Source organism: Pseudomonas sp. NPDC098747 (assembly GCF_044760045.1).
Taxonomy (GTDB): domain Bacteria; phylum Pseudomonadota; class Gammaproteobacteria; order Pseudomonadales; family Pseudomonadaceae; genus Aquipseudomonas.
The window spans coordinates 66,903-91,815 of record NZ_JBIWAL010000018.1; the positions used below are offsets into that span (position 1 = coordinate 66,903).

The following is a 24,913-nucleotide window of genomic DNA, read 5'->3' on the forward strand; positions in this document are numbered from 1 at the left end:
AAATAAAATTACACCAAATATAAAAAAACCAAGAAAAAAAATCTAAAACTAAAAGACCCACTTCCTAATAGACATAGTAATCATTGTTATATAAGGTATTCTTTTCGATGGCTGGCGCCGTATGCGCGGCGGCAAGGGAAAGTTGAAATTCCGTCTTGATCGGAGTTTGTCCAATCTGCCGGACGAGGACACCAGCCCTGAGCTGTTGGGCCCGGCCCGCGTACTGGACACGCACAAAGAACCGCAACTGGACGAACACGATCTGCCGTCGGTGAGCATGCCGGCCCGCGAATCACGCGAGCCTCGCGAATCCGGTGGCAAACGTGGCAAGCGCGGCGGCAACGGTCCGGCCCAGGGCGACCTGAACCTCGACCTCGATCTGGACGGCCCGAGCTTCAGCAGCCGTGATGACTTCGCTGATGACGCCAAGCCAGCGCCAGCCGTGGTCGAAAAGGATCAACCTCAAGCCGAAGAAGTTCTGGTGATCAGTGTGATCTGCCGTGACGCCGCCGGCTTCAAAGGCCCTGCGCTGTTGCAGAACATTCTGGAAAGCGGTTTGCGTTTTGGTGAGATGGATATTTTCCACCGTCACGAAAGCATGGCCGGCAACGGTGAAGTGCTGTTCTCCATGGCCAACGCGGTCAAGCCGGGCATCTTTGATCTGGACGACATCGACCATTTCAGCACCCCGGCGGTGAGCTTCTTCCTTGGCCTGCCAGGCCCGCGTCACCCGAAGCAGGCCTTCGACGTGATGGTGGCCGCAGCCCGCAAGCTGTCGCAGGAATTGAACGGCGAGCTGAAAGATGATCAGCGCAGCGTTCTGACCGCGCAAACCATCGAGCACTACCGTCAGCGCATCGTCGAATTCGAACGTCGCGCCCTGACCCACAAGCGTTGATTTCAAAGATTGCCTCGCTGTCCGGGGCAATCAGCAATATAGATTGAGCAGCCTCGGCTGCTCTTTTGCTTTATGAGAGAACACCCATGACCGCCGCCGAAAACCGCATTCTAGCGCTGCGTGCTGAACTCGATCAGCACAACTACCGTTATCACGTCCTCGACGAGCCGAGTATTCCGGACGCCGAGTACGACCGGTTGTTTCACGAGCTCAAGGCGCTGGAAGCGGCCAATCCCGACCTGATCACCAGCGATTCGCCGACCCAGCGCGTCGGCAGCGTAGCGCTCACCGCGTTTACACAGGTGCGTCACGAAGTCCCGATGCTCAGCCTCGGCAACGCGTTTGAAGAAACCGACATGCGCGAGTTCGACCGTCGGGTGAGCGAAGGTCTGGATCTGCCGGCTGGTGATCTGTTCGGCGGCAGCGCGGTGGTGGAATACAGCTGTGAGCCGAAGCTCGATGGCCTGGCGGTCAGCCTGCTGTATCAGGAAGGCGTGCTGGTGCGTGGCGCCACGCGCGGTGACGGCACCACCGGCGAAGACATCAGCGTCAACGTACGCACGGTGCGCAACATTCCACTGAAGCTGCACGGCGAAGGCTGGCCGGCGACGCTGGAAGTGCGCGGTGAAGTGTTCATGTCCAAGGCCGGTTTCGAGCGCCTCAACGCCTCGCAACTGGAAGTTGGCGGCAAGACCTTCGCCAACCCGCGTAACGCGGCGGCCGGTAGTCTGCGTCAGCTCGATTCGAAGATCACCGCCAACCGTCCGCTGGAATTCTGCTGCTACGGCATCGGTCAGGTCTCTCACGATATTTCCGACACACACATCGGCAACCTCAAGCAGTTGCAGAAGTGGGGCATGCCGATCAGTCATGAACTGAAACTGGCCAAAGGCATTGGCGAGTGCCTGGATTACTACCGCGACATCGGCGCACGACGCAATTCGCTGAGCTACGAAATCGACGGCGTGGTGTTCAAGGTCAACAGCATTGCCGATCAGCGTGAGCTGGGCTTCCGCGCTCGCGAACCGCGTTGGGCGATCGCGCATAAATTCCCGGCGATGGAAGAACTCACCGAGTTGCTCGACGTGGAATTCCAGGTCGGTCGCACCGGCGCCGTCACCCCGGTAGCCCGTTTGAAACCGGTCAAGGTTGCGGGCGTCACCGTGGCCAACGCCACGTTGCACAACATGGATGAAGTAGCACGGCTGGGCCTGATGATCGGCGACACCGTGATCATCCGCCGCGCCGGTGACGTGATTCCGCAAGTGGTGCAAGTGGTCACCGAGCGTCGTCCGGAAAATGCGCGGCCGGTAGCGATCCCGGAAAACTGCCCGGTATGCGGCTCCCATGTCGAGCGTACGCAACTGATCAAGCGCAGCAAGGGTAAAGAAACCGTCAGCGAAGGCGCGGTGTATCGCTGCGTCGGGCGGCTGGCCTGTGGCGCGCAACTGAAACAGGCGATCATTCACTTCGTTTCGCGCCGGGCGATGGACATCGAAGGTCTGGGCGACAAGAGCGTCGAGCAATTGGTCGACGAAGGTCTGGTCAGTTCACCGGCTGATCTGTACGCACTGAAGTTCGACGACATCGTCGATCTGGAAGGTTTCGCCGAAGTCTCCAGCAACAAATTGCTGGCAGCGATTGCCGACAGCAAGACGCCGGGGCTGGCGCGGTTCATCTATGCGCTGGGCATTCCCGATGTCGGCGAAGAGACCGCCAAGGTGCTTGCACGCTCGCTCGGTTCGCTGGAGCGCGTGCAGCAAGCCTTGCCGCAAGTGCTGACCTACCTGCCGGATGTGGGGCTGGAAGTGGCACACGAGATTCACAGCTTCTTTGAAGACGCGCATAACCAGCAGGTGATCAGCGAATTGCTCGGCCATGGTTTGCTGATTCAGGATCAGGGCGAGTTGGGCGCCGAGTTCGCCGCCAGCACCACGCTGGGTGGCTTCCTCGACAAGCTGCACATTCCCTCGGTCGGCCCGGGCGGGGCGCAAAAACTGGCAGACAAGTTTGGTTCGCTCGAAGCGGTGATGAATGCCGACTGGCTGGACATGCGTCAGGCGTTGCCGGAGAAACAGGCGAATTCGGTTCGCGAGTTTTTTGCCGTGCCGCAGCATCGTCAGCTTGCCTTGGACGCCGAGAAACAGCTGCGTGATTTCGGCATGCACTGGCAGAGCGAGAAGAAAGTCGTCGAAGGCTTGCCGCTGTCTGGTGAGACCTGGGTGCTGACCGGCAAGGTCGAGTTGATGAGTCGCGATGTGGCTAAAGATCACCTCGAAAGCCTGGGCGCGAAAGTGGCCGGTTCCGTTTCGGCGAAAACCCATTGCGTGGTGGCAGGGCCGGGAGCCGGTTCGAAGCTGACCAAGGCCAATGAGCTGGGCGTGAAGGTGATGGATGAAGAGGCGTTTATCGCCTTCCTCAAAACCCATGGCATTTCCGCCTGAAACTCCCTCTTTAGGAAAAGTGAAGCCTTCGGGAAAGCAGGGCCTTGAAGAAGTGAGGGCTTTTGTGGCGAGGGGATTTATCCCCGTTCGGCGACGCAGTCGTCGCAAAACCAGTCTGCGCGGTGTGTCTGACTGAATGAGGGCGGATGGTTTTGGGGTCGCTTCGCAACCCAGCGGGGATAAATCCCCTCGCCACAAGGGTTCTGCCTGGCTCCACAGTGCTGGACAATACCTGTGGTGGTATCACCAGCAATGCGGTTATGCGCGGGAACGATGTTGTCATGGCAATGATCTAGTCTTGGCAAGACCCAGGGAGAGATCACCATGTACCGCTTTTTCGAGCAGCTCAGTTCTCGCATCGTCGCGCCGTTCATGGCCGAGTCCTCACGCAACAGCAAAGTCTGGCCATGCCGCTGTGGCCAGTCGTTGTTCTTTCGTAACAGCCAATGCCTGGCCTGTAACGCATTGCTCGGTTATCAACCCGAAGAAAGTCGCCTGACCTCACTGCAACCGGGGCCGCAAGAGGGCACCTGGACGCTCGATGCCGATCTCGACAACGGTTTGTTTCTGCGCTGCGCCAACCTCGACACACCCGCCGCGTGCAACTGGCTGCTGCCGTTCAATGGTCACGACACCCTGTGCGTCGCCTGCAACCTCAATCGCACCATTCCCGACCTGTCCATCCCGGAAAACCCCGAACGCTGGCGCAAAGTCGAAATCGCCAAGCGTCGTCTGGTCGCGCAACTGATCACCCTTGGCTTGCAGGTCATCCCGAAAACCGTGGATGAGGAAACCGGGCTGGCCTTCGACTTCATCGGCGTCGACCTCGAAGGCAACGCACCCATGACCGGCCACGCCAACGGTCTGATCACTCTCGACATCAAAGAAGCCGACGATGCCCACCGCGAGCAGGTGAGGGCGCAGATGCACGAGCCGTATCGCACGCTGCTTGGGCATTTTCGCCATGAGGTGGGGCATTACTACTGGGATCGCCTGATCGCCAACGGCCCGTGGCTCAGCTCGTTTCGCAACCTGTTCGGCGACGAGCGCGCCAGCTACGCCGAGGCGCTTGATCGCCACTATCAGCAGGGCGCGCCGCTGGACTGGCCGCAGCACTGCGTCAGCGCCTACGCGACCATGCACCCATGGGAAGACTGGGCGGAAACCTGGGCGCATTACCTGCACATGATGGACGCTGTAGACACCGCGCTGGGTTTCGGCATGAGCGCGCGGGAAATGGATTTCGACTACCAGCCGTTTCCGACCAGCACGTTGTACGACCCGCAACACCCGGGTGGCGAGGCGTTCCTGTCATTCGTCAACGCGTGGATCGAACTTGCGGGCATGCTCAATGAACTGTCGCGCAGCATGGGTCAGCCGGATTTCTACCCGTTCGTGCTGCCGGCGGCGGCGATTGCCAAGCTGCATTTCATTCATCTGGTGATCCAGCAGGCGGGCGGCAGGGCGGATGAAGTATTAGCCGCGCAATAAGATCAAAAGATCGCAGCCTGCGGCAGCGCCTACAGGGGTATGCGTGTCCTGTGGGGACTGCGGCAGGCTGCGATCTTTATGTCCTTGAAGCTGTTCATGTTTTTTATCTGGATCGAACGGTTGTAACTTCGTCTCAGATAGGTACAATGGCGCGGCTCGCCGACAGGCAAGCGTCGTTATGGTGACCCCATCGGTCCCCCCGCAACGATTACCCGTGAACCTGGTCAGATCCGGAAGGAAGCAGCCACAACGGGAACATTGTGTGCCGGGGTGTGGCTGGTGGGGTTACCACCTTAACGAACAATCGAACGCTTCAACCGAACTGCATGAGTTTTACTCACTGCGGTTTTTTTTGTGTCCGGGATTTAGCAAAGCAGTACGAATTTCCATGTTGACGATGATCATGTGGGAGCGAGCTTGCTCGCGAATGCGCTGGGTCATGCAATATTGATGTCGATTGACGCGACGCCTTCGCGAGCAAGCTCGCTCCCACAGGGTTCAGCGGTAATCCTCAGGCTTGCCGGTATAAAGCTGAATAATCTCATCAATCTCCCCCGACATTTTCATCCGCAGCAGCGTCCGTAAAATCCGCTGCACCGGCACTGTCGGATCATTCCTCACATAGCAGCCGACATGCTGCTCTTGCAGCACCGCCACGCCGTGCAGCTGCTGCTCCGGCGTCAGGCGCTGGTTGAACCAGTCCAGCGTCCACTGGTTGCTCACGGCGTAGCGATAACGCCCGGCCAGCAATTTTTCCAGCACCTGTTCCTGATTGCGCGCGTCTTCACGTTGCAGTTGATCGGCATCGAACAGCGGTTGCAGCGTGGGGTAGCTGTAACCGAGCACGGTGCCTATTGATTGGCGGGGCAGTTGGGCTGGATCGGTGTTGGCTGGCTGTTTTTGACGGCTGATCAGCAAATCACGCTGAAACAACAGCGGCAGGCTCCAGATGTAATCGCCGGACTGATTCGGCAGCCAGGATTGTGCGGCATAGCAGCGCACATCGATCTCGCCGTGTTCCATCGAACTTTGCACCCGCGTGCGAGGCAGGACGACAAACTGCGCTGGCACGCCGACCTGAGTGGCCAAGCTGAGCATGATGTCGTACAGGATGCCCTGAGTCGGGCGGCCGCGTTCCAGTTGCACCATCGGCATCGCCCAGCTGTCGGGCACGGCGAAACGCAGCGGTGTTTCCGCTGCCGTTACGCTTAGGCTCATCCCTAGCATTGCCCCCACGGCCCAACGCATAAATGCTCCGGTAATTCGCGATCCCGAGCCGATAAAAGCCTCTGCTCATGCAGCTTAGCCATATTAGAGAAGGACACCGGATGCAATTTTGCCCTTGCTCCGCTAGCATTAGCCGCTTCAGCTTCCTTCGTTGCGACGGTTTTCGATGAGTTATCAGGTTCTTGCACGTAAATGGCGTCCGCGCTCGTTCCGCGAAATGGTCGGCCAGACCCATGTGCTCAAGGCTCTGATCAATGCCTTGGACAGCCAGCGGCTGCACCACGCGTACCTGTTCACCGGTACGCGCGGGGTGGGTAAAACCACGATTGCGCGGATCATTGCCAAATGCCTGAACTGTGAGACAGGTATCACTTCCAGCCCGTGTGGCGAATGTTCGGTGTGCCGCGAAATCGATGAAGGTCGTTTTGTCGACCTGATCGAGATCGACGCCGCCAGCCGCACCAAGGTCGAAGACACCCGCGAGCTGCTCGATAACGTGCAGTACGCGCCGAGCCGCGGGCGCTTCAAGGTCTACCTGATCGACGAAGTGCACATGCTCTCCAGCCATTCCTTCAATGCGCTGCTCAAAACCCTTGAAGAACCGCCGCCGTACGTCAAGTTCATCCTGGCGACCACCGACCCGCAGAAACTTCCGGCAACGATTCTTTCGCGCTGCCTGCAGTTCTCACTGAAGAACATGACGCCTGAGCGTGTGGTCGAGCACTTGACCCACGTCCTCAGCGCCGAAAACGTGCCGTTCGAAGACGACGCGCTGTGGCTGCTGGGTCGTGCCGCTGACGGCTCGATGCGTGATGCCATGAGCCTGACCGACCAGGCCATCGCGTTCGGCGAAGGCAAGGTTATGGCCACCGACGTGCGGGCGATGCTCGGCACGCTGGATCACGGCCAGGTTTATGACGTGCTCCACTCCTTGATCGAAGGTGATGCCAAGGCGTTGCTCGAAGGCGTGCGTCACTTGGCTGAGCAGGGGCCGGACTGGAACGGCGTGCTCTCGGAAATTCTCAATGTGTTGCACCGTGTGGCCATCGCTCAGGCGCTGCCGGACGGTGTCGACAACGGCCATGGCGACCGCGATCGGGTGTTGGCATTGGCGCAGGCCTTGCCGGCCGAAGATGTGCAGTTCTATTACCAGATGGGCCTGATCGGGCGCCGCGATTTGCCGCTGGCACCGGACCCGCGTGGCGGTTTCGAAATGGTCTTGCTGCGGATGCTGGCCTTTAGGCCCGCCGACACCGCGGACGCCCCGAGGCAACCGCTAAAGCCAGTGGGGATCAGCCAGGCCACAGTTGATTCCGCAAACTCCGTGGCTGCCGTGCCTAAAGCTGCGCCGGTGGTCGCTGCGGCTGTTGCGCCCGTTCCAGCGCCAGTGGTTACGCCTGCCCCAGCGCCAGTGGCTGCACCTTCACCAGCTCCCGAGCCTGTAGTTGCAGATGAGCCCGAACTTGCGCCGGAACCAGAACCAGAACCCGAGCCAGTCGCCGTCGAAGCTGTCATCGATTTGCCTTGGAACGATCCGGTAGAACCTGAGCCCGAGCCGGTGCAGCAACCTGCCGTCGAGCCGGTGCTGGAGACTGCCGCCGAGCAACCAGAGCTGGCGCCGATGCCGCTGCCGACCCCGGACAGCGTCGTTCCGGACGCGCCGGAGCTGGCCGTCGCGCCGAGCCTTGAGCCGACAGTCGCCGATGTCGATGCCGCCACACCGGGCATGGACATGGACGATGAGCCACCGCTGGACGAGGATTACATCGAGCCGGACATGGATTCGGCCTACAGCTACCTCGATGAGCTGGCCAGCGAACACGCCGCAGAACCGGCGCCGGAACCCGAGCCTGAGCCCGCTGCGATGCCGGCCACGGGTCTGGCGTTGCAGTGGCTGGAGTTGTTCCCGAAACTACCGATTTCCGGCATGACCGGCAGCATCGCCGCCAACTGCACATTGATCGCGGTCGATGGCGAACATTGGTTGCTGCACCTGGACCCGGCGCACAGTGCACTGTTCAATGCCACTCAACAGCGTCGTCTCAACGATGCGTTGAATCAGTACCATGGCCGCACGCTGGGCCTGACCATCGAACTGATCAAGCCTGAGCAGGAAACCCCGGCACAGGCTGCCTCGCGTCGGCGCGTCAATCGCCAGCGCGAAGCGGAAGAATCGATCCACGGTGATCCGTTCATCCAGCAAATGGTTCAGCAGTTCGGCGCGGTCGTGCGAAGCGATACTATTGAACCTGTCGACGCTCTGGTCGCTCAGGGCTAATAACTGAAGGCGTTCGGTCTTAATCGCCGGGCGCTGTTTTTGATCCAAGTACTTTTGAGGTGATTCCCATGATGAAAGGTGGCATGGCCGGCCTGATGAAGCAGGCGCAGCAGATGCAGGAAAAAATGGCCAAGATGCAGGAAGAACTGGCCAACGCCGAAGTCACCGGTAAAGCCGGTGGCGATATGGTCACCGTGGTGATGACCGGTCGTCACGACGTGAAAAGCGTGAGCATCGACCCGAGCCTGGTCGAAGGCTTGAGCGAAGACGACAAGGAAATGCTCGAGGCCGTTGTTGCCGCTGCCGTCAACGACGCGGTGCGCAAGATCGAAGCCAACAGCCAGGAAAAAATGGGCGGCATGACTGCCGGCATGAACCTGCCAGCGGGTATGAAACTGCCATTCTGATTCGCCATCCGGCGGCAGATGAGCTACACAAAATGCCAGGCATTGCGCCTGGCATTTTTGTTTCTGGCAGATGAGATGTGTGTTGACGGTGGGGACGCCTTCGCGAGCAAGCTCGCTCCCACAGGGGAATGCATTGCAAATGTGGGAGCGAGCTTGCTCGCGAAGAAGTTACCCCGGTCTGATTGAACAAACATCGAACCCGCCACTGCCACAAAGGTCTGCTCCCTATACCGTCGAATTCATCATTCACAGGAGACGCTGACATGTCCGACCCTCTGACCCTCAACCAGCGCTTTGTGCTGGCCTCGCGCCCGGTTGGCGCGCCGACCCCCGAGAACTTTCGGCTGGAGCGCGAAGCGCTGCCGGATCTTGAAGATGGCCAGGTGTTGCTGAAAACCCTTTACCTGTCGCTCGATCCCTACATGCGCGGGCGCATGAGTGACGCTCCGTCCTACGCCGCCCCGGTACAAATCGGCGAGGTGATGACCGGTGGCGCTGTCAGCCGTGTCGAACGTTCGCGTCATCCGAAATTCCACGAAGGTGATCTGGTCGTCGGTGCCACCGGTTGGCAGAGCCACAGCATCAGCGACGGGCGCGACATCATGCCGATCCCGTCCGGGCTGCCGAGTCCGTCGATGGCCCTCGGTGTGCTGGGCATGCCCGGCATGACGGCGTACATGGGATTGATGGACATCGGTCAGCCAAAGGAGGGCGAAACCTTGGTGGTGGCTGCCGCGTCCGGCGCTGTAGGCTCGGTGGTCGGGCAAGTGGCGAAGATCAAAGGTCTGCGCACGGTCGGCGTGGCCGGTGGCGCTGATAAGTGCAAATACGTGGTCGAGGAATTGGGCTTCGACGCCTGTATCGATCACAAGGCTGCGGATTTCGCCGCGCAGTTAGCCGAGGCCTGTCCCGATGGCATCGACATCTATTACGAGAACGTCGGTGGTCATGTCTTCGATGCTGTGGTGCCGCTGCTCAATCCCAAGGCGCGCATTCCGCTGTGCGGCCTGATTGCCGGTTACAACGCCCACGAAGCACCGCAAGGCCCGGATCGTTTGCCGATGCTGCAACGCACGTTGCTGACCAAGCGTGTGCGGATTCAAGGCTTCATCGTGTTCGATGACTACGGTGATCGTCAGCCGGAATTCATCAGTCACATGGTGCCGTGGGTGCGCGACGGCAAGGTCAAATTCCGTGAAGACGTGGTGGAAGGCCTGGAGCAGGCGCCCGAGGCGTTTATCGGTCTGCTGGAAGGACGCAACTTCGGCAAACTGGTCGTGCGGGTTGCCCAGGACTGAGTATTTGACGCTGGCCAGAGGCGCGGGTATAAACCGCGTCTCGTTGTTTTGTCGGACTTTTTACCCATGAGCTTCAGCCCTTTGATTCGCCAATTGATCGATGCCCTGCGAATTTTGCCGGGTGTGGGTCAGAAAACCGCCCAGCGCATGGCGTTGCAAATGCTCGAACGTGACCGCAGCGGCGGTCTGCGCCTGTCCCAAGCGTTGAGCCAGGCCATGGAAGGGGTAGGGCATTGCCGCCAGTGCCGCACGCTGACCGAAGACGATCTGTGCCCGCAGTGCGCCGATACCCGCCGCGACGACACCTTGCTGTGCGTGGTGGAAGGACCGATGGATGTTTACGCGGTCGAGCAGACCGGGTTCCGTGGGCGTTATTTCGTGCTCAAGGGGCATTTGTCGCCGCTCGATGGCCTCGGGCCTGAGGCGATCGGCATTCCGCAGTTGATCACGCGGATTGAAGAAGCGGGCACGTTTACCGAAGTTATCCTGGCCACCAACCCGACGGTGGAAGGCGAGGCGACCGCGCATTACATCGCTCAGTTGCTCAACAACAAAGGCCTGATCGCTTCGCGCATTGCCCACGGTGTGCCGCTGGGTGGTGAGCTGGAACTGGTGGACGGCGGGACGCTGGCGCATTCGTTTGCCGGGCGTAAACCGATCGCCCTCTGATTTATGTGGTGTTAAGTCCGACGCCATCGCTGGCAAGCCAGCTCCCACAGTGATTTGGGTTGATCAAAAAATATGTGAACAACATCGAACCCTGTGGGAGCCGGCAAGATTGCTTCCACAGTGATTTGGGTTGATCAAAAAATATGTGAACAACATTGAGCCCTGTGGGAGCTGGCAAGATTGCTCCCACAGTGATTTGGGTCGATCAAAAAATATGTGAACAACATCGAACCCTGTGGGAGCCGGCAAGATTGCTCCCACAGTGATTTGGGTTGATCAAAAAATATGTGAACAACATTGAGCTCCTGTGGGAGCCGGCAAGATTGCTCCCACAGTGATTTGGGATTTATCACAAAGTTTGTGAACGACACCTGACCCTGTGGGAGCTGGCTTGCCAGCGATGGGCGCACCTCGGTGTACCTGATTCACACAATCATGTTGAAAACCAAGCAAGCGCTCGGTTAACGTCGGCGAACCCTTCGATGGAGTTCGCCGATGCCTGCCTTTCAGGAATACTTCGACCCCAGCCACCAAATGGTCCGCGACAGCGTCAGACGTTTCGTCGAGCGCGAGATCCTGCCGGACATTGATGCGTGGGAAGAAGCCGAAAGCTTCCCCCGTGAGCTGTACTTGAAGGCCGGTGCCGCCGGTATCCTCGGCATTGGTTACCCCGAAGCACTGGGTGGCAGTCACGAAGGCGATCTGTTTGCCAAGGTCGCCGCAAGTGAAGAGCTGATGCGCTGCGGCTCTGGCGGCTTGGTGGCCGGGCTGGGTTCGCTGGATATCGGCCTGCCACCCATCGTCAAATGGGCGCGGCCCGAAGTGCGTGATCGCGTCGTGCCGCAAGTGCTCAGTGGTCAAAAGATCAGTGCGCTTGCCGTCACCGAGCCCGGCGGCGGCTCCGACGTCGCCAACCTGCAAACCCGCGCCGTACGTGACGGCGACTTCTACCGGGTCAGCGGCAGCAAAACCTTTATCACCAGTGGCGTGCGTGCCGACTTCTACACCGTCGCGGTGCGTACTGGCGCGCCGGGTTTTGGCGGCATCAGCCTGCTGCTGATCGAAAAGGGCACGCCGGGTTTCACCGTCGGCCGGCAATTGAAGAAAATGGGCTGGTGGGCATCGGACACGGCTGAATTGTTCTTCGACGATTGCCGGGTGCCTGTAGGAAACTTGATCGGCGCCGAGAACATGGGCTTCGCCTGCATCATGGGCAACTTCCAGAGCGAACGGCTGGCGTTGGCTCTGATGGCCAACATGACCGCGCAGCTTGCGCTTGAGCAGAGCCTGAAGTGGGCACGCGAGCGTGAAGCGTTCGGCAAGCCGATCGGCAAGTTTCAAGTGATCAAGCATCGCCTCGCCGAAATGGCCACGGCGCTGGAAGTCTCGCGTGAGTTCACTTACCGGCAAGCGGCGAAAATGGCGGCGGGGCAGAGTGTGATCAAGGAGATTTCCATGGCCAAGAATTTTGCAACGGACACCTCGGACCGGATTACCACGGAGGCGGTGCAGATTCTTGGTGGGCTGGGTTACATGCGCGAAAGTCTGGTGGAGCGGCTGTACCGGGATAACCGCATCTTGTCGATTGGCGGCGGGACGCGGGAGGTGATGAACGAGATCATCAGTAAGCAGATGGGGCTTTGATCAGCGTCGCAGCGGGCGGCCCCTTCGCGAGCAAGCTCGCTCCCACATTCGACCGCATTCCAACTGGAGGAATGGGATCAACTGTGGGAGCGAGCTTGCTCGCGAAGGCGTACTTACAGGCGCCGCTTACTTTTCAGTCAAAGCAAACTGCGTCAGGCAGAACGTCGGAATGCCCATGTCCTGCAGACGCTGCGAACCGTTCAGCTCCGGCAAATCTATAATCGCCGCCGCCTCGTGCACCCGTGCGCCCATGCGGCGAATCAGGTTGGCCGCCGCGATCAGCGTGCCGCCGGTCGCGATCAAGTCATCAAACATCACCACGGAGTCGCCTTCACACAGGCTGTCGGCGTGCACTTCCAGGAACGCTTCGCCGTATTCGGTCGCGTAACCTTCGGCCAGTACGTCCGCCGGCAGTTTGCCCTGCTTGCGGAACAGCACCAGCGGCTTGTTCAACTGATAGGCCAATACCGAACCGATCAGAAAGCCGCGAGCATCCATCGCGCCGATGTGCGTGAAGTCGGCTTCGACGTAGCGGTGAGCGAAGCTGTCCATCACTAGGCGCAGGGCCGTTGGCGACTGGAACAGCGGGGTGATGTCGCGAAAGATCACGCCCGGTTTCGGGAAGTCGATCACGGGGCGGATCAGGGATTTGATGTCGAAGGAGTCGAAGACCATCGTCGAGGTGTCCTGGCAGGGCTGCAAACGGCGCAGTATACCCGCGGCTGAATCGATTCGCTCGGCCGCGGGTCGAGATCAGCCTTCCAGCGAGCCGCCAGCCAACGCGCAGAGCTGGATCGGATCGAGAATGTGGATCTCTTTGCCTTCGGCGGCGATCAGTTCGTTTTGCTGGAAGCGCGTGAAAACCCGTGACACGGTTTCCACCGCCAGACCCAGGTAGTTGCCGATTTCATTGCGCGACATGCTCAGGCGGAACTGATTGGCCGAGAACCCGCGAGCGCGAAAACGTGCCGACAGGTTGACCAGGAAGGTCGCGATGCGCTCGTCGGCGGTTTTTTTCGACAGCAGCAGCATCATTTGCTGGTCGTCGCGGATCTCGCGGCTCATCACGCGCATCAACTGACGGCGCAACTGCGGCAGTTGCAGGGCCAGTTCGTCGAGGCGTTCGAAGGGGATTTCGCACACCGAGGTGGTTTCCAGCGCTTGTGCGGAGACCGGGTGTTTCTCGGTGTCCATGCCGGACAGGCCGACCAGTTCGCTCGGCAGGTGGAAGCCGGTGAGTTGTTCTTCGCCGGCATCGCTCAGGCTGAAGGTTTTCAGGGCGCCGGAGCGTACTGCATAAACGGAATCAAACGTGTCGCCCTGGCGGAACAGGAACTCACCCTTTTTCAACGGGCGGCCGCGTTTAACGATTTCGTCCAGCGCATCCATGTCTTCCAGATTCAGAGAAAGTGGCAGGCAGAGGGGGGCCAGGCTGCAATCCTTGCAATGGGCCTGGTTGTGAGCGCGCAGTTTGACTGGCTCGGACATTTCTTCAATCCTTGTGGGAAAACACACATAAGCCGTAAGGGTAACTCACGGGAGGACATTCAGGCCAGTCTATGGCGAGTTTGTCCCACGGGCGTAAAGCCGCAGGGCAATTGGCCGATAAACTGTTATCAGAGCTTTGGAAGGAACCGATTCAATGGCTGCCATCGGTACGCTGGGCCCCGCTAGCAGTGGTGTTGAGGCGCTGTCGGAAACCTTTAAAAACACCGACGACAAACACCACGACGCCGATTCGACTGCACAGGCAACCCCGACCTTGGTCGAGGGCGTCAAAGTGTCGCTGTCCGGTGCTTCAATCGAGAGGTCGGCCGGTGCGGGTGGCGATAATCGCGACATCGAAGAGAGCGGTCTGCCCGAAAACATCCAGCAACTGCTGAAGATGATTCGTAAATTGCAAAAACAGATCGCCGAGAAAAAGGCGCTCATCGAAAAGGTCATGGCCGACAAGCGTCTTTCCAACGAAGAAAAGATCATCAAGGTTGGCGCTCTGCGCGGCGCCATTGCCGCGTTGAACACCGGTCTTATTACCGCCAATCTGTCTTTGTCCAAAGTGGTGGGCCAGTCGGGGCTAACGGCCGATCAGAACCTGAAAGTGGGTTCGCTGTTGATGAAAAACTAAATCACCCGCGAGAAGCGCTGGCGATTCTGCTGTTCAAGGTAAGCGTCGAACACCATGCACACCGAGCGCACCAACAGTCGCCCGGCCGGCAATACTTCGATTCGCTCGCGATCAAGGATAATCAAGCCATCCTTGGCCATCTCTTGCAGTTGAGGCCACAGAGCGCCGAAGTAACCTTGAAAATCGATGTTGAACTGTTGCTCGATCTCGGCGAAGTTCAGGCTGAAATTGCAGATCAACTGTTGAATCACTTCCCGCCGCAGTCGGTCGTCGGCGTTGCACACCAGACCACGGCTGGTCGCCAGTTGCGCTGAGGCAAGGGTGTTCTGGTATTCGTTGAGGTCGCTGCTGTTCTGGCAGTACAGGTCGCCAATCTGGCTGATCGCCGACACGCCCAGCCCCACCAGATCGCAATGACCGTGGGTGGTGTAGCCTTGGAAATTGCGCTGCAAGGTGTGTTCTTCTTGAGCGATCGCCAGTTCGTCGTCGGGCAAGGCGAAGTGGTCCATGCCGATGTAGCGATAACCAGCGGCGGTCAGTTGTTCGATGGTGCGTTGGAGCATTTCCAGTTTTTGCGCGGGGCTCGGCAGTTCGTGGCTGTTGATCCGCCGCTGCGGCATGAAGCGTTCCGGTAAGTGCGCGTAGTTGAACACCGAGAGCCGGTCCGGTTGCAGGCTGATGACTTCTTCCACCGTGCGGGCGAAGTTCTCCGGGGTCTGTTTGGGCAGGCCGTAGATCAGGTCGATGTTGATCGAACGGAATTGCAGTGTGCGTGCGGCGTCGATCACCGCGCGGGTTTCTTCCAGGCTTTGCAGGCGATTGACCGCCCGTTGCACCGCCGGGTCGAGGTCTTGCAGGCCTATGCTGACGCGGTTGAAACCCAGCTCGCGGAGCAGGCCCATGGTCGACCAGTCGGCTTCACGCGGGTCGATCTCGATGCCGTAATCGCCGGAGTCATCGTCCAGAAGATTGAAGTGCTTGCGCAGATGCGCCATCAATTGGCGCAGTTCGTCGTGGCTGAGAAAGGTCGGCGTGCCGCCGCCGAAGTGCAGTTGCTCGACTTTCTGGGTTGGGTCGAGGTGACAGCCGATCAACTGGATTTCCTGTTCGAGTCTTTGCAGATACGGCAGTGCGCGGCCGCGATCCTTGGTGATGACTTTGTTGCAGGCGCAGTAGTAGCAAATGTTCGCGCAGAACGGCACATGCACATACAGAGACAACGGCCGCAGGGCCTTGCGGCTGTCGCGCAGGGCATGGAACAGATCGAACGTGCCGACCTGACTGTTGAATTGCACGGCCGTCGGATACGAGGTGTAACGCGGCCCCGCCAAGTCGTAGCGGCGGATCAAATCAGTGTCCCAACGAATGGCGTCGAGCATGCGGGCATTCCCCCGGATAGGCTGGCAGTGTGGCGAGTCTAGGGGCGGGCGCGGCGGGGCGTCTTGATTTGCATCAACGGGGAGGATATGGGTTGGTCATGCGGGCCTCTTCGCGAGCAAGCTCGCTCCCACAGGGGATATGCAGCGTAAACAAACCCTGTGGGAGCGAGCTTGCTCGCGAAGGCCGTAACGCCGATCTAATGCCCCATGAGCCAATGCTGATGCGGGCCGGGCAACGTCCAGATCCCGAACAGAATCACCAGCAAGCCGCCGGCCATTCGCACGCTGCGTTTGCGCAATAGCGCCGTGACGCGTTCAGCCGCCAGGCCGGTTGCCAGCAACACCGGCCAAGTGCCAAGTCCAAATGCCAACATCAACAACGCGCTGTCCAACGCATTGCCCTGGCTCGCCGACCACAGCAACGTGCTGTAAACCAACCCGCACGGCAGCCAGCCCCATAGCGCGCCGAGCAGTAATGCGCGGGGCAAACTCGACACTGGCAATAAACGGTTGGCCACTGGCTGAATGTAGCGCCACAAACCGCGCCCGAGGCTTTCGATGCGGGTCAGGCCGCTCCACCAGCCGGCCAGGTACAAGCCCATGGCAATCAGCAGCAATCCGGCCAGCACACGCATGAACAATGCAGCAGGACTGTTGGCTACCGCCCAACCGGCGAGGCCGATCAGCAATCCAGCCGTGGCATAGCTGAGGATGCGCCCCAGGTTATAGGCCAGCAGCAAGCGAAAGCGTCGACTGCGTTGTTCTTTGGGAATCGCCAGGGTCAGTGCGCCCATCAAGCCGCCGCACATCCCCAGACAATGGCCGCCGCCGAGCAATCCGAGGATCAGCGCCGACACCAACAGTGGTGCCAGTTCAAGCATGAGGTGGCGCCTTGTCGTCTGGTTTTTGCGCGTTGGCTTCGTCCACCGCTGCGGTGTGGTTCGGATCCTGATCATCGAACAGGATGCTGTGGGCCGGACCGTCGAGGTCGTCGTACTGGCCGCTGTCCACCGCCCAGAAGAAGATGTACACGGCGATGGCCACGATCAGCAGGGCAGCCGGGATCATCACGTAGAGAGCTGGCATCTGTACTCCATGCCCGCGCGGCTCAGGCCGGCAGCGGACGGGTTTCTGATCGGGCGCAGGCTTGCGGCGAACTCGGCAGGCGAGTCAGGCGCAGGGCGTTGAGCACCACGGTCAACGAACTGATCGACATGCCGATCGCGGCCCATACCGGGGTAATCCAGCCGAGGGCGGCGAACGGCAGCATGAGGCCATTGTACAGCGCGGCCCACAGCAGGTTCTCGATGATTACCCGACGGGTGCGCCGCGCCAGCGTGAAGGCTTGCACCAACGCATCGAGGCGATTGGACAGCAGCACCGCGTCGGCGCTGGTCTTGGCCAGATCGGTGGCCGAACCCATCGCCACGCTGATGTCGGCGGCGGCCAGCACCGGCACATCGTTGACGCCGTCGCCGAGCATCAGCACTTTGCGACCCTCCTTGTGCAACTGTTGCAACACTTGCAGCTTGTCATCCGGACGCAAGCCGCCGCGGGCCTCATCAATGCCCAGTTCGGCGGCGACACTGGCGACCATCGGTGAACTGTCGCCGGACAGCAGCAGCGTGCGCCAGCCACGCGCCTTGCACGCGGCGAGCAGGGCGGGTGCATCGTCGCGCAGACGATCATCGAGGACGAACCACGCCAACGGCCCCGAACCATCACCGAGCAGCAGCCATTGGCCCGGCTCATCCGGCATCGCCGGGACAGTGGCGGCGCTGAGGGCGCAGACAAATTCTGCCTGACCGATACGCAAACGTTGCTCGCCCACCACGCCTTCGAGGCCGAGCCCCGGTGTGCTCTGGACGTCTTCAGCGGCCAACGGCGCACGGCCGAACGCACGGGCAATCGGGTGTTCAGAACGGTTTTCCAGCGCGGCAGCAAGGCTCAGGCATTGGTCGCTGTCCAGTGCGCCCAAAGGACGAATCGAGCGCAGCACCAAGCGGCCCTCGGTGAGCGTGCCGGTCTTGTCGAAAATCACCGTGTCGATCTGATTCAGGCCTTCCAGCACATGGCCGCGCGTCAGCAGCAGGCCGAGTTTGTGCAGGGTGCCGGTGGCAGCGGTGAGTGCAGTGGGGGTCGCCAGTGACAGCGCGCAAGGGCAGGTTGCGACCAGCATGGCGAGGACGATCCAGAACGCCCGCGACGAATCCAGCTCCCACCACAACAGGCCGATGGCAGCCGCGGCGATCAGTGACAACAGCAAAAACCATTGCGCGGCGCGGTCGGCTATTTCCGCCAGTCGCGGTTTTTCCGCTTGGGCGCGATCAAGCAGGCGAACGATGGCCGACAGTCGTGTGTCCTGCCCCAGCGCCAGCACCTCGACGGTCAGCGCGCCTTCGACATTCAGCGTGCCAGCAGTGACCGCGTCGCCAAGGGTGCGCGATTGCGGCAGGTACTCGCCCGTCAGCAGTGATTCGTCGATGCTCGACTGGCCGTCGAGAATCTTGCCGTCCGCTGGCAGAACAGAACCTGGGTGCACCAAAACGTGGTCGCCCACACGCAACTCGCTGAGCAGAATGCGCTCGCTCTGGCCGGCATCGTCGAGACGCAGGCACGAGGCTGGCAGCAGATTGACCAACTGCGCCGTGGCAGCGGCGGTGCGTTCCCGGGCGCGTCGTTCCAGATAACGTCCGGCGAGCAAGAACAGGGCGAACATCCCCACCGCATCGAAATACAACTCGCCGACGCCGGTAATAGCGGTCCAGATCCCGGCGATATAGGCGCTACCGATCGCCAGTGAAACCGAGACATCCATGGTCAGATGCCGCGTGCGCAAATCGCGCATGGCGCCTTTGAAAAACGGCGCGCAACTGTAGAACACAATCGGCGTGGTCAGGAATAACGCGACCCAGCGCAGGATGGTGTGCAGCTCGGGGCTGAGGTCGATGTTGAATTCCGGCCAGGTGGCCATGGTCGCCATCATCGCCTGGAACCACAGCAATCCGGCGACACCCAGTTGGCGCAGGGCCAGACGGTTTTCGCTGGCCAGTTGCTCGCTGGCGCGGTCGGCCTGATACGGATGCGCGGCGTAACCGATGTGACGCAGTTCTGCGAGAATCTGGCTCAGCGGCAACTGCCCATCGGCCCAGCTCACGTGCAGGCGATGATTGGACAGGTTCAACCGTGCTTCGGCCACGGCGGGCAGCGTGCGCAGGTGTTTCTCGATCAGCCAGCCACAGGCGGCGCAACTGATGCCTTCCATCAACAGAGTGGTTTCGGCCAGATCGCCTTCGTGGCGGACGAAGGGTTGTTGCACGTCGGCGCGGTCGTATAGCGCCAGCTCATCGACCAGTTGCACCGGCAGCGCTTCGGGGTTGGCCGAAGCTTCGCTGCGATGCTGATAATAGCTTTCGAGACCGCCGGCAACGATGGCTTCAGCCACGGCCTGACAGCCAGGGCAGCAGAATTCACGGGGCTCCCCGAGGACGGCGGCGGTAAAGCGGCTGCCGGACGGGACGGGCAGGGCGCAGTGGTAGCAGGGGAGTGGGGTGGTCATGGCATCGTCTGGGGAATTAGCCCTTGCATTTGGGTGGTCCGATTGCCCTCACCCCAGCCCTCTCCCGGAGGGAGAGGGAGCCGATTGATGTGAGCCGGAAAAACAGGTTCAGTCGCCGCTATCGTCACAGACTTACCACTGTTCGAGATCAGCTCCCTTTCTCTCGGCGGGAGCGGGTTGATGTTGGCTGGAATACAGGTTCAGTCGCCGCTATCGTCGCTGTCATACACAAGACATGATAGCGCTAGAGATCAGTCCCCTCTCCCTCCGGGAGAGGGCTAGGGTGAGGGGCTCTTGATCTACTTCTTCAGGTCTTCCGCGCCTTGCAGCGGTTCATCACCCAGCAGCAGATCCTTGTCGTGGCTGACCAGTTCTTCTTCGAACATCCGCCAGATGTGCTCGTCCTGCGTACCCAGCAATTCCACAAACCGACGACCTTCGACTTTGTCATTCACCTGGCCAATATACCGGCCCGTTTCAGTTTCGCTGCGGGTCAGGACGATCTTGCGATCCTTCTCCGGCTGGGTCGGCGAGATCAGGTTCAGCTCGAGGGTTTTCGGTTGGCTGTCGCCGCTCAAGCGCAGCTCGACTTCGCCGGTCACGTCATCCAGATGCACCGCTGCACGCATCTTCAGGGTCTGCGCCAGCAGCTCACGGTCCAGCGAGCGGTTGATGCCTTTACCAGCCTCGTAGTAGTTGTCGTTGACCAGATTGTCCGGGTTGTTCACCGCGATGGTCACCATGGACAGGGTCAGCGTCACCGAACAGGCCAGAATCGCGATGATGATCCATGGCCAGAGGTGCTTGTACCAAGGGCTTACGGCGTTTGCTGCGGGCATGTTCAGTTCTCTCAACGAATTTGTGGGCCGATGAATCGGCTCTTGGCTTCAACGTGGACGCTGTCGTCATCGGTATCCTTGAGGATGAATTTCACCTCGTTGGTGCTCGATGGCAGTTGTTCCGGTGCGCTCGACAGTTCGACCGGCATGCTGAAAATATCCCCGGCGGCGACCTTGATCTCGCGTTTGCCTTGCAGGCGCAGGTCCGGCAGACCACTGGCTTCCAGCAGATAGGTATGGTCGCGCTGGTCCTTGTTCATGATCTTCAGGCTGTAGACGTTTTCGATCCGGCCTTCGGCGTTCTCGCGGTACAGCACACGGTCCTTGCTGACGTCGAAACCGACCAGCGAACGCATGAAGAACGCGGCAGCCAACAGGCTGATCATCGCCAGCAACACCACGGCATAACCGATCAGGCGTGGCCGCAGTTTATGGGTTTTCTGGCCGGACAGGTTGTGTTCGGTGGTGTAGCTGATCAGGCCGCGCGGGTAATCCATCTTGTCCATGATGCTGTCGCAGGCATCGATGCATGCAGCGCAACCGATGCACTCGATCTGCAGGCCGTCACGGATGTCGATGCCGGTCGGGCAGACCTGGACGCACATGGTGCAATCGATGCAGTCGCCCAGGCCCATGGCCTTGTAGTCGACGCCTTTCTTGCGCGGGCCACGGCTTTCGCCACGGCGCGGGTCGTAGGAAACGATCAGCGTGTCTTTGTCGAACATCACGCTCTGGAAGCGGGCGTACGGGCACATGTAAATGCACACTTGCTCGCGCAGCCAACCGGCGTTGCCATAGGTGGCGAGGGTGAAGAAACCGACCCAGAAATACGACCAGCCATCGGCCTGTCCTGTGAAGAATTCGAACACCAGTTCGCGGATCGGCGAGAAGTAGCCGACGAAGGTCATGCCGGTGACAAAACCAATCAGCAACCACAGCGAATGTTTGGCGAATTTGCGCAGGAGTTTGTTGCCGCTCATCGGCGCTTTGTCGAGCTTGATGCGCTGGTTGCGGTCGCCTTCGGTGACCTTTTCGCACCACATGAAAATCCACGTCCACACACTTTGCGGACAGGTGTAGCCACACCAGACGCGCCCGGCATACACAGTGATGAAAAACAGCCCGAACGCGGCGACGATCAAAATCCCCGAAAGCAGGATGAAATCCTGCGGCCAGAAGGTCGCGCCAAAGATGAAGAACTTGCGCTCCGGCAGGTTCCACCACACCGCCTGATGGCCTCCCCAGTTCAGCCACACCGTACCGAAATACAGCAGGAACAGACCGGCCCCCCCCATCATCCGCAGATTGCGGAACAGGCCAGTAAAAGCACGGGTGTAGATTTTTTCTCGAGAGGCGTAAAGATCGACGCTGTTGTTCGCGTTTTTACTCGGTGGCGTGACGTCGTGTACCGGTATCTGGTTACTCATCATTGCATCCCACGGCAGTGGAAAAATGCCTCGGTCGATACGTGCCAACCGCGGTCAGAAAGGGCGTTGCAGTGGCGCAATGATACGCCTGTCACGCCGATGAACGGGTGCGACCTTTGGTCGCGTTGGGGAAAAAATCTGGATGGTGTAGCGAATTCAGAAAAGCCTGATGCAGGTCAATTGACTATAGACGAATCCTTCGTACCGCTGACTACCGTGCAACCGAAGCGCAGCGAGAGATGCGGTGTCGCTGCTGAATGCTATCGGCTTACAGAGCACTGGCCTAATGTGATGCTGTTGCAAGGTGTAAAGGAGGCGTGTTTGCTGTCGACATCATAAAAGATTTTTTTGAGGTTGTTTGTATGAGGGCGGTGAGGAAAGTTCAGTCGGGAAAATAAGCGAGAAATATCATTATTTAATTGATCTGTTGCTGAAGTTTGATTTGGTTTTCCGTCTGGAATAGTTTGCGCTGACAGCACGACAGTGTTGAACAACTTAACTTTTATGATGGAAACGCAATTTTATGTTTTTTATAACAAGTGCCAGGCTGCTTTGTAGTCTGCTATTGAGCGTTGCTGCATTAGCGGTCAATGCGGCAGAAACCCTTGATTTACCTCGACACGTAATCTTTACGTCGGATCCACAATTCCCCTGGACCGATAACTCGGATTCCGGCGTCGATGAGTCCGCTTCCGAACGTGACAAGCGCTCGCGCTGGCTGATTGAAACGCAATACTCGGATGTCGCCAGTTTCAGGAAGAACTTTAGTCGTGATCCGAACCATATCCCGGTCATGATCAATGGTGACATGACCGCGTTCGGTCATCGCGGTGAGCGCGCCACCACCCGGTCGATTCTGGATGCGCAGTTAGGCGTTATTTATGACTATGGCTTGGGGAATCACGATTACCAGAACAACATCAATGATTGCGGCTTTCCGGAGAATAACTGTGCGGCGGGCAGTGTCAATGATCTAAAAGAGCGTTATTGGGGCAAGGTGGATATGGACTTGGCGGCCAGAAGTGAGGGGCGCACAAAAGTGTTTTATGGAAGTCTTGCCTATTCGAAGTCAGTCGGCGATGTGCATCTGGTTCAGTTGAATAATGAACCAACTTATTCGGTAAGTTTTGCCTCGGGGTTCCCTCTTTCTCGAATTAATTTCGAGATCAATAATGCACTGGACTGGCTCGAGCGTGACCTGCAGAAAGCGCGGAGTCAGGGCAAAATAATTTTGCTCAATATGCACAAGCCGGATCGCTGGCAGGGCAACTCGAAACAAATTGCCCGTTTCAAGAAAATGGTCGAGCTTTATCAGGTCACTGCCGTTTTCGCCGGCCACTTTCATAACAATCCCGGGAAATATACCGATTGGAGAACGCACGAATACTTTGGCGATATTCCAGTGTTCCTGAGCGGAGGGGCGTCCAATCAGACTTACTTGATAGCAAGCTTCGCTGCTGATCGAAAGTCGTTCAATGTGCATCAGGTGTCTAACAATAACTGGCCATCACGCAAGGTGATCGCCACTGTTCCGGTTCGCTGACAGTAACCATGGACTGAAACGAAAACGGCCCCGTCAAATGACGGGGCCGTTTTTTATGCTTCAAGCGTTAGCCTTACTCGGCGTTCGCTTCCGGTGCTTTTTCGCCGTGGGACAGGCTATAAACATACGCGGCCAGCAGGTGAACCTTGTCGTTGCCTTGCAGCTGTTCTTGCGCAGGCATCTGGCCCTGACGGCCGTAACGGATGGTCTGCTGCAATTGCGCGAAGCTCGAACCGTAGATGAACGCGCCCGGGTGGGTCAGGTCAGGTGCGCCCATCGCTGGCGTGCCTTTGCCCGCCGGGCCGTGGCAGGCCACGCAGTTGGCGGCGAACAGTTTCTGGCCATTGGCGACGTCTGCCTTGGTGTCTTTCGGCAGTGGGCGAGCATCGAGGTTGGTGACCACGTACGCGGCCACATCGGCCACGCCTTGCTCGCCAATCACTTCAGCCCACGCCGGCATTACCGCGTGACGGCCGCCCATGATGGTGGTCTTGATGGTTTCCGGCTCGCCGCCCCAGCGCCAGTCGGCGTCGACCAGGTTCGGGAAACCGTAGGCGCCCTTGGCGTCGGAACCGTGGCACACCGAGCAGTTGGAGGCGAACAGGCGACCACCCATCTTCAGTGCTTGCGGATCCTTGGCGACTTCTTCGATTGGCATGGCCGCGAACTTGGCGAAGATCGGACCGAACTTGGCGTCCGAGCGGGCCATTTCCTTTTCCCACTCGTGCACGCCGGTCCAGCCGGTCTGGCCGTTGGCGAACGCGGTCTGCTTCTCGGTATCGAGGTAGTTGTAGCCCGGCAGCAGGCCTTTCCAGTTACCCAGACCCGGGTACAGCACCAGATAACCCAGCGCGAAGATGATCGTGCCCACGAACAGCATGAACCACCATTTCGGCAGTGGGTTGTCGTACTCCTCGATCCCGTCGAACGAGTGGCCGACGGTCTCGTCCGTCTGCTCGGAGCGCTGGCCCTTGCGGGTCGACAGCAACAGCCAGGTCAGGGCGAAGATGGTGCCAAGACTGAGGACTGTGACGTACAGACTCCAGAATGTAGTCATTCTTTGTTACTCCTAGAAGCTTGCTCGACGTGCTTGATGGCTTCGGGATCATCCGCAAAAGGCAGCAAGGTCGCGTCTTCAAACTCCGACTTGCGCTTGGGGCTGAACACCCACAACGCCAGACCGATAAAGGCCACCATCACAACAACGGTGCCCAGGCCACGAATCATCCCGATATCCATCTAAATCACCGTTTGCTTTTGATGATGGTGCCCAGGCCTTGCAGATAGGCCACCAGCGCGTCCATTTCGGTCTTGCCCTTCACGGCATCCTGAGCACCGGCGATGTCTTCATCGGTGTAAGGAACGCCGAGCGTACGCAGGACCTCCATTTTCTTGGCAGTTTCCTTGCCGTCGAGCTTGTTTTCCACGAGGAACGGGTAAGCCGGCATCTTCGACTCAGGCACCACGTTGCGCGGGTTGTACAAGTGCGCACGTTGCCAGTCATCGGAGTAGCGACCGCCGACACGGGCCAGGTCCGGACCGGTACGTTTGGAACCCCACAGGAACGGGTGATCCCAGACGCTTTCACCGGCAACCGAGTAGTGGCCGTAGCGTTCGGTTTCGGCACGGAACGGACGGATCATCTGCGAGTGGCAGCCGACACACCCCTTGGCGATGGAAACGTC

General features: G+C 59.4%; 22 protein-coding genes and 1 other RNA gene. 11 read left to right on the top strand and 12 right to left on the bottom strand.

Features of this window, described 5'->3' with window-relative positions:
- Positions 1–97: 97 nt before the first annotated feature.
- The 4 genes from zipA (at position 98) to ffs (ending at position 5,118) form a co-directional block, all read left to right on the top strand.
- Complete coding sequence (gene zipA / locus ACIQVE_RS13595; protein ID WP_402809039.1) at positions 98–898, top strand: cell division protein ZipA; 801 nt, start codon at positions 98–100, stop codon at positions 896–898.
- 86 nt (positions 899–984) lie between these two features.
- Positions 985–3,342 carry an NAD-dependent DNA ligase LigA gene (ligA, locus tag ACIQVE_RS13600; RefSeq protein WP_402808958.1) on the top strand — a complete coding sequence of 786 codons (2,358 nt, stop codon included), beginning with the start codon at positions 985–987 and terminating at the stop codon, positions 3,340–3,342.
- A gap of 324 nt (positions 3,343–3,666) precedes the next feature.
- Entirely contained in the window at positions 3,667–4,833 is a 1,167-nt protein-coding gene (locus tag ACIQVE_RS13605) for a putative zinc-binding metallopeptidase (protein WP_402808961.1), read from the top strand.
- Positions 4,834–5,021: 188 nt separating this feature from the next.
- Positions 5,022–5,118, top strand: an RNA gene (ffs, locus tag ACIQVE_RS13610) — signal recognition particle sRNA small type.
- A gap of 213 nt (positions 5,119–5,331) precedes the next feature.
- On the opposite strand, the gene ACIQVE_RS13615 is transcribed toward ffs, so the two are convergent.
- Complete coding sequence (locus tag ACIQVE_RS13615) at positions 5,332–6,081, bottom strand: substrate-binding periplasmic protein (protein ID WP_402808964.1); 750 nt, start codon at positions 6,079–6,081, stop codon at positions 5,332–5,334.
- A gap of 145 nt (positions 6,082–6,226) precedes the next feature.
- Here ACIQVE_RS13615 and dnaX point away from each other — a divergent pair, with 145 nt between their 5' ends.
- The 5 genes from dnaX (at position 6,227) to ACIQVE_RS13640 (ending at position 12,356) form a co-directional block, all read left to right on the top strand.
- Entirely contained in the window at positions 6,227–8,338 is a 2,112-nt protein-coding gene (dnaX, locus tag ACIQVE_RS13620) for a DNA polymerase III subunit gamma/tau (protein ID WP_402808966.1), read from the top strand.
- Positions 8,339–8,406: 68 nt separating this feature from the next.
- On the top strand, positions 8,407–8,745 hold the full coding sequence (locus tag ACIQVE_RS13625) for a YbaB/EbfC family nucleoid-associated protein (protein WP_042558527.1): 339 nt from the start codon (positions 8,407–8,409) through the stop codon (positions 8,743–8,745).
- Between the two features lie 263 nt (positions 8,746–9,008).
- Positions 9,009–10,043 carry an NADP-dependent oxidoreductase gene (locus tag ACIQVE_RS13630; RefSeq protein ID WP_402808968.1) on the top strand — a complete coding sequence of 345 codons (1,035 nt, stop codon included), beginning with the start codon at positions 9,009–9,011 and terminating at the stop codon, positions 10,041–10,043.
- Between the two features lie 66 nt (positions 10,044–10,109).
- A complete protein-coding gene (recR, locus tag ACIQVE_RS13635) occupies positions 10,110–10,712 on the top strand; it encodes a recombination mediator RecR (RefSeq protein ID WP_402808971.1) in 603 nt (200 codons plus the stop codon).
- A 495-nt stretch (positions 10,713–11,207) separates the two neighbouring features.
- Positions 11,208–12,356 (top strand): acyl-CoA dehydrogenase family protein, encoded by a 1,149-nt coding sequence (locus ACIQVE_RS13640; RefSeq protein WP_402808973.1) that lies wholly within the window; start codon positions 11,208–11,210, stop codon positions 12,354–12,356.
- Positions 12,357–12,482: 126 nt separating this feature from the next.
- On the opposite strand, the gene ACIQVE_RS13645 is transcribed toward ACIQVE_RS13640, so the two are convergent.
- Positions 12,483–13,031: an adenine phosphoribosyltransferase gene (locus tag ACIQVE_RS13645; protein WP_402808975.1), complete on the bottom strand. Its 549-nt coding sequence runs from the start codon at positions 13,029–13,031 to the stop codon at positions 12,483–12,485.
- A gap of 78 nt (positions 13,032–13,109) precedes the next feature.
- Positions 13,110–13,844, bottom strand: a complete 735-nt coding sequence (gene fnr, locus ACIQVE_RS13650) for a fumarate/nitrate reduction transcriptional regulator Fnr (RefSeq protein ID WP_402808977.1) — start codon at positions 13,842–13,844, stop codon at positions 13,110–13,112.
- Between the two features lie 154 nt (positions 13,845–13,998).
- Here fnr and ACIQVE_RS13655 point away from each other — a divergent pair, with 154 nt between their 5' ends.
- Positions 13,999–14,481 carry a hypothetical protein gene (locus tag ACIQVE_RS13655; RefSeq protein WP_402808980.1) on the top strand — a complete coding sequence of 161 codons (483 nt, stop codon included), beginning with the start codon at positions 13,999–14,001 and terminating at the stop codon, positions 14,479–14,481.
- On the opposite strand, the gene hemN is transcribed toward ACIQVE_RS13655, so the two are convergent.
- The 6 genes from hemN to ccoG all read right to left on the bottom strand — a co-directional run bounded on the left by hemN (position 14,478) and on the right by ccoG (position 21,685).
- On the bottom strand, positions 14,478–15,860 hold the full coding sequence (gene hemN / locus ACIQVE_RS13660) for an oxygen-independent coproporphyrinogen III oxidase (RefSeq protein ID WP_402808982.1): 1,383 nt from the start codon (positions 15,858–15,860) through the stop codon (positions 14,478–14,480). The genes ACIQVE_RS13655 and hemN overlap by 4 nt on opposite strands.
- Before the next feature lie 197 nt (positions 15,861–16,057).
- Positions 16,058–16,741, bottom strand: a complete 684-nt coding sequence (locus tag ACIQVE_RS13665) for a sulfite exporter TauE/SafE family protein (RefSeq protein WP_039770036.1) — start codon at positions 16,739–16,741, stop codon at positions 16,058–16,060.
- The gene (gene ccoS / locus ACIQVE_RS13670) at positions 16,734–16,946 is read right to left on the bottom strand and encodes a cbb3-type cytochrome oxidase assembly protein CcoS (protein WP_064116887.1); all 213 of its coding nucleotides are present in this window, start codon (positions 16,944–16,946) and stop codon (positions 16,734–16,736) included. Before ccoS ends, ACIQVE_RS13665 begins: the two co-directional genes overlap by 8 nt.
- A 22-nt stretch (positions 16,947–16,968) precedes the next feature.
- Positions 16,969–19,419 (bottom strand): heavy metal translocating P-type ATPase, encoded by a 2,451-nt coding sequence (locus ACIQVE_RS13675; RefSeq protein ID WP_402808985.1) that lies wholly within the window; start codon positions 19,417–19,419, stop codon positions 16,969–16,971.
- Positions 19,420–19,718: 299 nt separating this feature from the next.
- On the bottom strand, positions 19,719–20,258 hold the full coding sequence (locus tag ACIQVE_RS13680) for a FixH family protein (RefSeq protein ID WP_402808986.1): 540 nt from the start codon (positions 20,256–20,258) through the stop codon (positions 19,719–19,721).
- An 11-nt stretch (positions 20,259–20,269) separates the two neighbouring features.
- The gene (gene ccoG / locus ACIQVE_RS13685) at positions 20,270–21,685 is read right to left on the bottom strand and encodes a cytochrome c oxidase accessory protein CcoG (RefSeq protein ID WP_402808988.1); all 1,416 of its coding nucleotides are present in this window, start codon (positions 21,683–21,685) and stop codon (positions 20,270–20,272) included.
- A gap of 523 nt (positions 21,686–22,208) precedes the next feature.
- Here ccoG and ACIQVE_RS13690 point away from each other — a divergent pair.
- Positions 22,209–23,228, top strand: coding sequence for a metallophosphoesterase family protein (locus ACIQVE_RS13690; protein WP_402808991.1), 1,020 nt, complete (start codon positions 22,209–22,211; stop codon positions 23,226–23,228).
- Between the two features lie 73 nt (positions 23,229–23,301).
- Here ACIQVE_RS13690 and ccoP read toward each other — a convergent pair whose 3' ends face one another.
- The 3 genes from ccoP to ACIQVE_RS13705 form a co-directional block, all read right to left on the bottom strand.
- A complete protein-coding gene (ccoP, locus tag ACIQVE_RS13695; protein ID WP_402808994.1) occupies positions 23,302–24,285 on the bottom strand; it encodes a cytochrome-c oxidase, cbb3-type subunit III in 984 nt (327 codons plus the stop codon).
- Positions 24,282–24,467: a CcoQ/FixQ family Cbb3-type cytochrome c oxidase assembly chaperone gene (locus ACIQVE_RS13700; RefSeq protein ID WP_003175465.1), complete on the bottom strand. Its 186-nt coding sequence runs from the start codon at positions 24,465–24,467 to the stop codon at positions 24,282–24,284. The genes ccoP and ACIQVE_RS13700 overlap by 4 nt, the downstream gene beginning before the upstream one ends.
- Before the next feature lie 5 nt (positions 24,468–24,472).
- Positions 24,473–24,913 (bottom strand): cbb3-type cytochrome c oxidase subunit II (locus tag ACIQVE_RS13705; RefSeq protein WP_402808996.1); only part of this gene is annotated, 441 nt, incomplete at its 5' end.